The 11243-nt window shown below is 44.5% G+C and carries 11 protein-coding genes; 10 read left to right on the top strand and 1 reads right to left on the bottom strand.

What is annotated here, in order from left to right; genetic code table 11:
• The first annotated feature begins 14 nt into the window (after nt 1-14).
• Together EQO05_RS03890 and cgi121 are read left to right on the top strand one after the other, a co-directional pair.
• Complete coding sequence (locus tag EQO05_RS03890) at nt 15-806, top strand: cytochrome B (RefSeq protein ID WP_128503953.1); 792 nt, start codon at nt 15-17, stop codon at nt 804-806.
• A 400-nt stretch (nt 807-1206) separates the two neighbouring features.
• Nucleotides 1207-1731: a KEOPS complex subunit Cgi121 gene (gene cgi121 / locus EQO05_RS03885; protein WP_128504184.1), complete on the top strand. Its 525-nt coding sequence runs from the start codon at nt 1207-1209 to the stop codon at nt 1729-1731.
• Between the two features lie 30 nt (nt 1732-1761).
• Here cgi121 and EQO05_RS03880 read toward each other — a convergent pair whose 3' ends face one another.
• Nucleotides 1762-2481 (bottom strand): type 1 glutamine amidotransferase, encoded by a 720-nt coding sequence (locus tag EQO05_RS03880; RefSeq protein WP_128503951.1) that lies wholly within the window; start codon nt 2479-2481, stop codon nt 1762-1764.
• A gap of 397 nt (nt 2482-2878) precedes the next feature.
• Between EQO05_RS03880 and glpX the strand changes: the two genes are divergently transcribed.
• The 8 genes from glpX to EQO05_RS03840 all read left to right on the top strand — a co-directional run bounded on the left by glpX (nt 2879) and on the right by EQO05_RS03840 (nt 11090).
• Entirely contained in the window at nt 2879-3967 is a 1089-nt protein-coding gene (gene glpX, locus EQO05_RS03875) for a class II fructose-bisphosphatase (protein ID WP_128504182.1), read from the top strand.
• 86 nt (nt 3968-4053) lie between these two features.
• Nucleotides 4054-5364 (top strand): tRNA (N(6)-L-threonylcarbamoyladenosine(37)-C(2))-methylthiotransferase, encoded by a 1311-nt coding sequence (locus tag EQO05_RS03870; RefSeq protein WP_128503949.1) that lies wholly within the window; start codon nt 4054-4056, stop codon nt 5362-5364.
• Nucleotides 5365-5814: 450 nt separating this feature from the next.
• A complete protein-coding gene (locus EQO05_RS03865) occupies nt 5815-6246 on the top strand; it encodes a NifB/NifX family molybdenum-iron cluster-binding protein (RefSeq protein WP_128504180.1) in 432 nt (143 codons plus the stop codon).
• 179 nt (nt 6247-6425) lie between these two features.
• Nucleotides 6426-6800: a NifB/NifX family molybdenum-iron cluster-binding protein gene (locus EQO05_RS03860; protein WP_128503947.1), complete on the top strand. Its 375-nt coding sequence runs from the start codon at nt 6426-6428 to the stop codon at nt 6798-6800.
• Nucleotides 6801-6907: 107 nt separating this feature from the next.
• Nucleotides 6908-8143, top strand: a complete 1236-nt coding sequence (locus tag EQO05_RS03855; RefSeq protein WP_128503945.1) for a cation diffusion facilitator family transporter — start codon at nt 6908-6910, stop codon at nt 8141-8143.
• A gap of 13 nt (nt 8144-8156) precedes the next feature.
• A complete protein-coding gene (locus EQO05_RS03850; RefSeq protein WP_128503943.1) occupies nt 8157-9014 on the top strand; it encodes an ATP-binding protein in 858 nt (285 codons plus the stop codon).
• Nucleotides 9011-9943, top strand: a complete 933-nt coding sequence (locus tag EQO05_RS03845; protein WP_128503941.1) for an ATP-binding protein — start codon at nt 9011-9013, stop codon at nt 9941-9943. The genes EQO05_RS03850 and EQO05_RS03845 overlap by 4 nt, the downstream gene beginning before the upstream one ends.
• 538 nt (nt 9944-10481) lie before the next feature.
• A complete protein-coding gene (locus EQO05_RS03840; RefSeq protein WP_240664318.1) occupies nt 10482-11090 on the top strand; it encodes a hypothetical protein in 609 nt (202 codons plus the stop codon).
• Nucleotides 11091-11243: the final 153 nt, after the last annotated feature.

Here is an 11243-nt window from a genome sequence, read left to right as displayed (position 1 = left end):
AAGGAGGCTGGAATATGGTACGATCGGCTGAAAGACCTGCTTCCAGAAGAAAGATAGTTGAACGCTATACGTGGCTTGAGAGGGTCACTCATCTGGTGCATCTCGTCTCCATGTTTGTCCTTCTTATTACCGGATTTAAAATATATTTTATGTGGGGTTTTATGTCCTTCGAAGCAGCCAGAGCCTGGCATATGATTGCAGTACCTTTTTTCCTGGTTTCAAACTGGCTTCTGGTCCCCTATAACATATTTTCTTGCAAAGGAGAGAAATGCAGCGTCAGACACCGTATAGAGCATTTCAAAGAATCCTATATGTTTGGAAAAGACGATGCAGAACGCCTCATCGGTACAATAAAAAATTTCTTTGGAAGGGGCAGGTATCCGGCTTATACGATCTATGACGAGCGTGAGGAGCACTATGTCACGAAACTTCATCCTGCGATGAAAATCCTTCTCGTTTTCGAAAGCCTGGCAATTCTCCTTGTAGCAGTTACCGGAATTGTGCTTTACAGTCTTACCTGGGCTCCGCTTGGAATCCCGATCTCACAGTGGATTTTGTCTGTATTCTGGTTTATCGCATCTCCATTTAATATGAATGCTTTAGCATTAATCCGCATACTGCATCTGCTTGCAGCCTACTGGTTTGTCCTTGAGCTTATAATTCATGTGGGAATCATTGAATTTGATCCGGACGCCTGGAAGTATCATAAGGCAATCTTCTGGTCCGGAGATGAAGACCTTTCAGACAGGCACTTTGTCAAAGTAATTGAAGAGGGCGATCAAAAAATAACAACGGGAGAACGCTGACGCTAAACTTCAGCAGTACAAATATTTGGATGTATATAGATTTACAAATGATTATATACTGTCCATTCATATTTATATATGGGAATCAGGATGTATGAACTGGCAACGGTTCGGACAAAAGTTGGCCAGATCATCCTCAATCTCTTGATTCTTTCTTCAGTAGCAGTGCTATGGTTAATTGTGATTGAGGTTGTTCTCAAATGTTTGGTAATTGAGGGCCTTTTTTGAGAATTCTCGGCTCTTTTTTTATTCCCTTATATTTCCTATTTTTCAGATATTTCCATCCAGAAAGAAAGCCTTCGTTTTATTAACCTGCTGTCTGACGGGTCTCTATTTTCTTGAACTTCTCCTGCAACCGAAATCCTTATTGTAGAGCCCGCGCTATGGCAGGACTATGGAAATGCAAAGGGAAATCCAGATAATCTGCGGGAATATAAATATTTCAAGCCTTTCTGACTTTCTCAAGTCAGTAAATTCGGTAGCTTCCGAGAATGAGGTCATTATCCAGGGCTTGAACGCAGACCTGATCGCAGGTGAAGGACACCTTCATTTTGCAGTGGGAAAGGCTCTCCGGGCAGTTGCTGCGGGCAGAAACATAGCAAAAGATCCCGGAATTGAGATCATGCGTTATGCCTCCGGAGAAAGGCAGATTGAGAGAAGCTTCTCGATAGGGCTGCGTGAAGGAGAAAATAATGCAGTCTTTGTACTGCTCGGAAAAATGGATAATCTGGTTCTGGCTCTCTCTGCAATCCGAAAACTCATTATAGAAAAGCCCTGTTCCGAACTCCTTGCTTATTCGGATTCCAAAAGGCAGGAAATCCTTTCCCTGTTTGGCATTACGGATGCCGAAATCGAAGCCTCAGGGGAAGAACATATTCCCGAACTCGTAATTGAAAGGGTGGCGCTGGCAGATTTCGTAAAGTAAAATCTTATTTCAAGCTGCGTCCGCAGTATCTTATTTTTCACTTACATTCTCTTCAAACCAGTCCATGAGGGAGAAAGCCAGGCTTCCTGAACTTTCAAAAAAGCATTCCTGTCCGTATATCTCTTTCTCGGATTGGATATATTTTCCTGAAACAAGCTCGTGCCCCGAATCCCTGATAAGGTTTCCTACCCACTGCCTGTTTGCCTCGGGATGAAACTGCAGCCCTAGAACGTTTCCATTGTAGATAAATCCCTGATTCGGGCAGGCCTCACTTTCAAAAAGTCTCATTGCGCATGCCGGAATTTCGAAAGTGTCCCCGTGCCACATAAAGCCGGTAAATTCCTGGGACATACAGGCTGGAAGTTTCGGGTTTTTTACCTTGCCAGGATTTTTCCCTTCCACGGACCGTACCGTATGCCATCCTATTTCTTTATAAGGATTTTTCCTGACTTTTCCGCCCAGCACGTCTGCAATCATCTGTGCCCCAAAACAGCTTCCGAGCACTGGTTTGCCGGTTTCTATCACTTTTTTAACAAATTCCTTTTCAGGCTTCAGCCAGGAGTATTCCTCTTCATGGTAAACGCTCATAGTGCCGCCCATTATCAGGAGCAGATCAAACTCCTCCGTATTGGGAAAAAGCGGAGCTTTGCAGGGCAGGGTTTTCGTAAGCCTGTGGCCTTTTCTGGTTATCCACGTCCCTATGTTTCCGAGGGTCTCGTTTTTCAGGTGTTGAAGACAGTGAATTCTCACGTGCTTTTCCCCTTTAAATAATATAGTAAGACTCCATTTTCAACCATGTTTAAAGCTTTTTTTCAGGTCAGGCGTTAAATTAATTCTTTAATAATTTTCTCAGGTTTTTGGCAGCTCAAACCCGGCTTTCCTGTGCTTTAAAGCCAGGATTTTTCAGCCATTTTTTTATACTTCCTATCTGTATGCTTTATTTCAAAGCCTGCGTGAAGGTCTTCCACTTACAGGACTTTCTTTGAAGAATGCTTATAACATAAATACCTGATTCCGGTTCGGCCAATAGATTCTTTAATATAGTATTGAGTTAAGAGATCACATAAACATACAGAGTCTGATGGCGTAAAAGAATTCCGTTATCAGGAAGCAGATCATCGCAAGCAGAAAATGGGAGTTGATTATTATACCTCATCCGAAAACCGTAGAAGAAATGATCGATTGTGCGGGGCCTATTGAGTGTGAGTTATTGCCCAGACTTATTCAGGTAACCGAAGCTGCTGCCATTGCCGCGGCCTACCAGATGGGACGTGGAAATAAGAGTTTTGCCGATCAGGTAGCAGTCGCCTCTATGCGAAGAATGCTGAACAAGCTTGATATGAAAGGTATAATCAAGATAGGGGAAGGAGAAAGGGACGAAGCTCCCATGCTTTACATCGGGGAGCGGGTAGGCACAGGAAAAAGAGACCTGGAAGTCGATATTGCGGTAGATCCCCTCGAAGGAACGAACCTTACGGCAGACGGCAGCCCCGGATCGGTTGCAGTCATGGCAATGGCGGAAAGGGGGGGAATTTTCCACGGCCCTGATATTTACATGGACAAAATTGTTGTCGGGCCTGATGTAGTACAATATGAAAAAGAACATCCCGGTGAAAGAATTGATCTGGATGCTCCTGTCAGGCACAACCTTGAGATAGTCGCCAAGGCTCTCGAAAGAAGTGTTGAAGAGCTCGTTGTTGTAATTCTTGACCGGCCAAGGCATGCCCAGAAAATAACCGAGATCCGGGAAGCAGGCGCCCGCGTAAAGCTGATAGGCGACGGAGACCTCATGCCCGGAGTTTCAACCGCGATTCGCGGGTCAGGCGTTCATATGGTAATGGGTGCAGGCGGCTCAGGCGAAGCTGTGCTTACAGCTGCTGCAATCAAAATCCTTGGCGGAAAGATTCTGGCAAGGCTTGTGCTTCCCACGGTTGCAAACGGAAAAACTCAGGATAAGATCGATAAGGAAATCGAGGAAAAAATGCCAAGGCTGGAAAAAATGGGAATTACTCCTGAGAGCTTCAGTGATATCCTTGATACCGACAAGCTTGTACCCGGGAATGACGTGATTTTTTCGGCAACGGCTGTAACTCCAGGTCATTTTCTGCGGGAAGTCCGCCTGTTCGGCAGTGGAGATGCAAGGGTGCACACGATTTCTATGGGTGCGTCCGGAGCTGTGAGGTTTACGGACAGTATTTATATAAAGGATAAGCAGGACACTCCTCTTTACATGTAATCCTTTATCTTTTTCTTTTTCGTTCTTTTTTAAAAAACATTTTGAAGAAATATAAAATTAAAAAACATAGGATTTAGAGTTAGAGTATGAAGGTCTATCTTGAAAGTTTTGGCTGTTCGGCAAGCCAGGCATCAGCTGAGATAATGAAGGCAAGTATTGAAAGGCTCGGACACAAACTGCTGGGTCCGGAGGCTGCCGACCAGGCAGAGGTCTATATCTGCAACTCCTGCACAGTAAAATACACCACGGAACAAAAGATCCTCCATAAACTCCGCAGGATGGGTGAGCGAGGTGCACAGGTAATTGTATCCGGGTGCATGCCCGAGGTGCAGCTTGAGGATATTCTTCACGCAAATCCCGAAGCCCATATTCTGGGGGTAAATGCGGTTTCCCGGCTTGGTGAGCTCCTTTCCTCGCTTGAGCAGAGAAAAACAAAGTGTCTGTCCGGAGAGGCACGCCTTGAGTTCCGGACTTCCGAGCCTGTTGGCTTCCTCAATGTTCCTCGCGAGCGCTCCAATCCGAATATTCATATCTGCCAGATTTCCCAGGGCTGTAATTTTGCCTGCTCTTACTGCATTGTAAAGCATGCAAGAGGTAAATTGCGCTCTTTTCCGCCGGATGAGATAGTTGAGGATATCCGGGCGGCTGTTGCAGACGGGTGCAGGGAAATCTGGCTGACTTCCCAGGATGACAGCCAGTATGGTATGGATACGGGTGTCAAACTTCCTGAACTCTTGCGCATGATTTCGGAGATTCCCGGTGACTTCAAAGTGAGGATCGGAATGATGAACCCCTTCTCTGTCCTTCCTATTCTTGATGATCTTGTAGATGCATTTGATTCCGACAAGATCTTCAAACTTCTCCACCTCCCGATTCAGTCTGCTTCCCACCCGGTTCTGAGGAAAATGAACCGCCTGCATAAAATGGACGCTGTGGACACTATTATCCGGAAATTCCGTGAGCGTTTCGAAGATCTCTCTCTCTTCACCGACATAATTGTTGGTTTTTGCGATGAAACCGATGAGGACTTCAGAGAAACTGTCGAATGGGTACAGAAATACCGCCCCGAAAAGGTTAACATATCAAGATACTCTCCCCGCCCGCACACGAAAGCTTTTTCTTTCCGTAATCTTGACTCCCGGATTTCTGTTAAACGTTCACACGATTTACATAAAGTTTGCGAGCAGGTCAAGCTTAAGTCGAAGCAGGCGATGATAGGCTGGAAAGGCCGGGCCTTTGTCTCGAAATATACGGAAATAGGGGATGTTCTAACCCGTACGGATTCCTATCGCCCTGTTGTGATAAGCGGCTCAAATCTAAAACCCGGTCAGTATGCTGATGTGGAAATCGTTGCTGCAAAACCCGGATATTTCCTCGGAAAGCTGGTTGGGGATTGATCGGCTTCCGAAACATAAGGATTCGATGAAGGACTGGATACAGGTCTATAAATATAATTTCTATCCTGGCAGTTTAAGGTCTTTCAGGAAACTCTTCCTGAGATCTCTACCGAAAGAGTTTGTTTTTGAATCAAAACTTAAAACCCAGGGCTGAGAACTTTAGCTTCTGCGCTGGCAGGATACAAAACCAGTTCCAGTAGCGAAACTCTTCATGGTTTTGTTCCTGGATTTGATAGTTTTATTTTTTTAATATCCTGTTTTTAAAAGAGAATCGAAGATTTCGGACTTATTCTTTACTTTTTTGTCAGGGAATTATATGCAATCTCGAATAAATGCAATAATTTTCTGCCCAAAAGGAAATATATAAATACTTTCACTCATATGAGAGAAAATAGACTTTCAGAACTCTCGGATATAAATGGTCGCAAGAAAATAGGAGGAGTAAGAAGAATGAAGATTTGCGTAACAGCCAGTAGTGAAGGTCTCGACTCCGAAGTGGACCCCAGGTTTGGGAGATGCAGTTACTTTATAATTTATGACCCCGAGACCGGATCTGTAGAATCCATATCAAATGTAAATGCAGCAGCTTCCGGCGGCGCCGGTATCAAAGCAGCCGAGGTTGTTGCGAATGCAGGGGTCGGTGTACTCTTAACAGGCGGTGCAGGTCCCAACGCTTTTTCGATTTTCGCAGAACTCGGTATTGATGTTCAGGTTGGGGCAAAGGGTACGGTTGGGGAGGCTATCAGGCAGTATGAGGCTGGAGAACTTCAATCAATCCGCAGTCCCAACAGCACTCCGGGTTTTGGTATGAGAAAAGGAGACGGTAAGGGAAAAGGAATGAAGGGGGGTGGCATGGGAAGGGGAATGGGCAGAGGCATGTAAGTGCCAGTCCTGGCAAAGTTAGCAAAACCGAATCTAATAGACACGTTCCTCCATGTATGAAAAACGGCATAATTTTTTTGCATCTTCATAATCTGATAGTTGTATAATATTGAGAATAAAAAACAGTGCAATAATAACACCACTGATTGATAAGGATAATAAGAAATGCAGGTGATTCTATGAAAGTAAGTATTCCTACAAGAGATGAAAATGGTCTGGAAGGAATTGTTGAGCCGCACTTTGGAAAAGCTCCCACCTACACCATAATAGATACGGAAACCGATCAGGTCACAGTAATTCCCAATATCAGCGAGCATATGGAAGGTGCCGGACTTCCTCCTGAATACCTTAACCAGAATGGAGTTGATATCATGCTCTGTGGCGGGCTCGGGTTCAAAGCTGTTTGTATGTTTGAATCCTACGGAATTAAGGTTTTTGTAGGCGCTGGCGGCACAGTAAGGGATGCGTTTGAAGCCTGGAAAACAGGAAAGCTTCAGAATGCAACTGATGAGAATTCCTGTTCCGAGCATGGGCATGAGGAGCATCACCACTGAGATGCGAGTACGGCTTCCAGAGAGTGCCGGAAATGCTTTAATTTTCTGCAACTTCAGTATTCTATACTACGGGATAAACCGAGAATTCGTCTTTAAACGGTCTTCAAATGATTGTACAGGAGAACTTAAAACTCGGGGTTAAAGCATCCAGAAACGCGACTCTGGCGCTTGCATTCCTTGCTTTTCTTAAAGGGGCTGTGGGTATTTACTCCGGGAGTACGGTTTTGCTTGCGGATGCTGTCCATACTGGACTGGATATTTTTGCCTCTCTGGCAGTCTGGGTCGGACTCAAGATAAGCCTTAAAAGCGGCGGAAAACATTTCCCTTACGGCTATTACAAAGCAGAAAACATTGTAGCTCTCTTTGTATCCCTATTAATCCTGTTTTCTGGCTTTGAGCTGCTGAAAGAGGGCTTTACAGGCGTAGATACCACCTCCGAATTTGAATTTCAGGGACTTGCCCTTGCAACAGCCGTCTTTTCCGTGCTTATGATCTATGGGCTTTCAATATACAAACGAAATGCAGGAATCAGGATCAACTCTCAGGCCCTGATAACTGACGCAAGGCATTCTTATACGGATGTTTTTTCTTCCCTTGTTGTGGTTGTGGCAGTGCTGGGCTCCATGCTGGGGTTTTCGAAACTTGACAGCCTCGGCGTTATCGTAATTTCTCTTTTGATCTTCAAGATGGGGATCGAAAGTGCCAGAGATGCCGTGCTTACCCTGATGGATGCCTGGCTTGATGAAGAGGAAAGCGAGAGGATCAGAAAAAACATATACAATATCCCTGGCTTGATAGAGCTTGAGGACCTGAAACTCCGAAAGTCCGGACTTGTGGTTTTTGGGGAAGCCACAGTTGAGGTGGAAGGCGAAACCGACCTGCAAAGAGTTGAGTTGCTTTCGGAGGATATCAAAACGGCTGTTAAAAAAGAAGTGGAAAACCTGGAACATATTGTTGTCAATGTGAAGCCAGTACGCAGGAAGAACTTAAAGCTAGCTCTACCTGTTCTCGAAAGAGGCGGGTTTCAAGCGAAGCTTTCGGAGCACATCGGAAAAGCCCCTTATTTTCTCCTTATAGAGCTTGAAGAAGGCAGGGCGGGAGATTGGAAAATTCTCGAAAATCTGTTTTCCAATTCCGAGAAAAAAAGAGGCGTAAAAGCTGTGGACTTGGTCATCAGGGAAAAGGCAAATGCTATTGCGGTAAAAACGGTTGCCGAGGGTCCCTTCTACATGCTCCGGGATAATTTTATAAAAATTCTGCGAATCCCTGAAGGGGCAGCTACTGTCAGAGATGTCCTTGACAGGTTTCAGGATCTTGAAGAAATCACAGCTCCTATGGAATAAATGGAGACCGAATATGAAGATTGTAATTGCAAGCGGGAAAGGGGGGACAGGAAAGACCACGGTTTCCTTAAATCTCGCCCTTGCCCTCTCCGATGTACAGCTTTTTGACTGTGATGTGGAAGAACCTAATTGTAATCTCTTCCTTGGCTTTGACCTTGAGAAAGTAGAAGATGTTGTTTGCCCGGTGCCTGTAATCAATCAGGAAAAATGCAGCATTTGCAGGCAGTGTTCGGACTTTTGCCGTTATAACGCCCTGGCTGCACTTCCTGGCAGAATTCTATTTTTCCCTTCTCTCTGCCACGGGTGCGGGGGATGCACAGTTCTCTGTCCGGAAAATGCAATTCGGGAAGTTCAGAGGCCCCTTGGAGTGATAGAGAAGGCAAAAGGAGAAAGTTACCCGGAGTTTTACAGGGGGCTTTTGAATATCGGGGAAACTATGACATCGGCTGTTATCAAAAGACTCAAGAAATACATCGATGACAGGAAAATTGCAATTCTCGATGCTCCCCCAGGGACTGCCTGTCCGGTTATCGCCTCTGTAGAAGGCATGAGTTACTGCGTGCTTGTGACGGAATCAACTCCTTTCGGTCTCCATGACCTCAGGCTTGCAGTAGATGTTGTAAGGACGATTAAGATTCCTTTTGGGGTTATCATTAACCGGTATGGGTTAGGTGACTCAAGAGTTGAGGAATACTGTAATGCCGAAGGGATCCCGGTTCTCCTCAAGATTCCAAACGACCGCAAAATTGCAGAACTCTATTCTCAGGGCATTCCCTTTGTTCGAGAAATGCCGGAATGGAGAGAGAAGTTTCTCGGCGTGTCCGAGGCAATAAAACTCCAGCTTGCGGTTAAGGAGGAACTAACAATATGATACAGCTTACTGTAATCAGTGGGAAGGGCGGGACTGGAAAGACAACCCTTACGGCAGCTTTTGCCTCGCTTGCTGAAAACGCAGTTATTGCAGATTGCGATGTGGATGCAGCTGACATGCACCTTATTCTGGAACCCGGAATTCTCAAAAAAGAAGACTATTTTGGCCTTGAGGTCTCCAGGATTGACCCGGAACTCTGTATCGGATGCGGGAAATGCAGAGAATTTTGCAGGTATGGGGCAGTAAACGAAAATTTCGAAGTTGATCCTTACAGATGCGAGGGCTGTGCAGTCTGCACCATTGTTTGTTCCGAAGGGGCGGTTTACATGGGAAAAAGAGTCTCAGGTCAGGTTTTTTATTCTGAAACCCGTTTTGGACCAATGGCTCACGCACGGCTGGGTATCGGGGAAGAGGCAAGCGGAAAACTTGTAAGCGCCGTCCGAAGCAATGCAAAGAAACTTGCAGAACAATACCATAAGGGTCTAATTATTATCGATGGGCCTCCAGGCACAGGCTGCTCAGCTATTGCAGCTATTACAGGGGCAGACCTGGTTCTGGTGATAGTCGAACCAACGGTCTCAGGAATCCATGATCTCAAAAGAGTCCTTGAGCTCGCTGCACATTTCATGATCCCGACCCTTGTCTGCATCAACAAATATGATATAAACAAAGAAAATACCCGCCTGATTGAAAAATTCTGCACCGAGGCTGGTATTCCGGTACTTGGCAGGCTTCCGTATAATGATATCGCAACAAAAGCAATGCTTCACAAACAAACCGTGATAGAGTATGCTGACAACAATGATTACGCAAACGAGAATGAGTTTGCAAATCAGGTCAGGATAATCTGGGCAAGTATAGAAGAGATACTTGCGGATGTTCAGGATAAGCAGGACGGGCCTGAGCCCCTTAAAATGAAGAATTTATAATTTCTGGTAAATCCGGATACGAATTATTATTTCTGAAATCCTGGAGATATTTTCCGGAAATGTCCGTCATTACGCTGATATGGAAAATTATTCCTGCAAAGTCTGGCTGTTTCTGTGGAAAACTTATCAATCAGGCCTCCGGACTTTAACTCCTTTTTCTGATTGAGCGCTTTTGAAATTATACATTTTTATTTTTTGAAATACTCAATTCAGTTTGAAAATTCCAGATTTTTTTTCGCGGGTCATGCATTTATATAATAGCATTTGTATATAAACTTTAGGTATAATATTGTGTAATTTAAGTAAAATGACCCGTAAATCCGGTTATGATAACCGTGAATTTAAGTAAATTAACTGTAATTTGAATATTTGAATAGGAGTATCTAGAATCTGAATGTGGAATAACTACCTTTACTGTAGTTTTGATAAAAGGGTTCTTGCCCATATTCCTTTGATTTAAAGTGATTTACTGCATATGAGGGGGGTTTAAGTACTGAAAGATATTTCTGTCGGAACATGTGTACATCTGCTTTCCCGGATGGATAACGAGGCTCTTAATGAGTTCTGGGGAGAAGTCTCTACAGGAAATTATCCGATAATTGATTTCGAGGGTAATCTGGGTTATTCGCTTTTGAGCCAGGAAGGCCTGTTGTTTATAAGGAATGATTTTACGGCTCCGACTTATGAACATTTTGAGCTGGTCTTCGGAGACCTTTTCCTTCCGGATACGGTCCAGGAACTTCTTTTTAGCGACAGGACGCTGCTTCTTATGGTCTACAGAAAGGGAATGCAGAACTTCCTGTTATCCGAAATTCGTACGGACGTCAAGTTCATGCTTGACCTTCCTCACGGGGAATACTTCTTTTTTGCATTTATTCTTGATGCGGGGGCAGAATCTCTCTTAGAATCCAGAATTTATACCATAGGCTTTCCTTCCAGGAAACATTCGAATGATCCCGAGCTTGAGACCTTCTATCTCAACCACCCTGCTGATACCTGGGAATTCGTCGACCCTTCCCCTGTGGACATTAAACGCGGAGGACCTTACTACATTAATTTGATTATGATAAATATTGAGGAAATCCCGGACTGTTCCATGCTCTTTTCCGAACTTCTGCGGGAAGACGAGTCGACTCCTTCTCTTTGAAGCGGAAAACACCACAATTACACTTTTGCCTCTTCTTTTCTATTTTTTCCTTTTTATCGCTTCTTTTCCATTTGTTTTTTCTTTTTCTTCCTTCTTTATACCTGAAAACGGCAGTAACTTCTCAAAGATGGCTGAATGTAAAATATAATTTAG

The sequence above is a fragment of the Methanosarcina sp. MSH10X1 genome (assembly GCF_004099695.1).
Taxonomy (GTDB): Archaea; Halobacteriota; Methanosarcinia; order Methanosarcinales; family Methanosarcinaceae; genus Methanosarcina.
This window is presented reverse-complemented; position numbering and strand designations above follow the sequence as displayed.

Excerpts from the sequence above, each read along its gene's own strand:
- EQO05_RS03865 (WP_128504180.1), top strand. The coding sequence starts at position 5,815 with ATGAAGATTTGCGTAACAGCCAGTAGTGAAGGTCTCGACTCCGAAGTG.
- EQO05_RS03850 (WP_128503943.1), top strand. The coding sequence starts at position 8,157 with ATGAAGATTGTAATTGCAAGCGGGAAAGGGGGGACAGGAAAGACCACG.
- EQO05_RS03890 (WP_128503953.1), top strand. The coding sequence starts at position 15 with ATGGTACGATCGGCTGAAAGACCTGCTTCCAGAAGAAAGATAGTTGAA.
- EQO05_RS03855 (WP_128503945.1), top strand. The coding sequence starts at position 6,908 with ATGATTGTACAGGAGAACTTAAAACTCGGGGTTAAAGCATCCAGAAAC.
- cgi121 (WP_128504184.1), top strand. The coding sequence starts at position 1,207 with ATGCAAAGGGAAATCCAGATAATCTGCGGGAATATAAATATTTCAAGC.
- EQO05_RS03870 (WP_128503949.1), top strand. The coding sequence starts at position 4,054 with ATGAAGGTCTATCTTGAAAGTTTTGGCTGTTCGGCAAGCCAGGCATCA.
- EQO05_RS03845 (WP_128503941.1), top strand. The coding sequence starts at position 9,011 with ATGATACAGCTTACTGTAATCAGTGGGAAGGGCGGGACTGGAAAGACA.
- EQO05_RS03860 (WP_128503947.1), top strand. The coding sequence starts at position 6,426 with ATGAAAGTAAGTATTCCTACAAGAGATGAAAATGGTCTGGAAGGAATT.
- EQO05_RS03840 (WP_240664318.1), top strand. The coding sequence starts at position 10,482 with ATGGATAACGAGGCTCTTAATGAGTTCTGGGGAGAAGTCTCTACAGGA.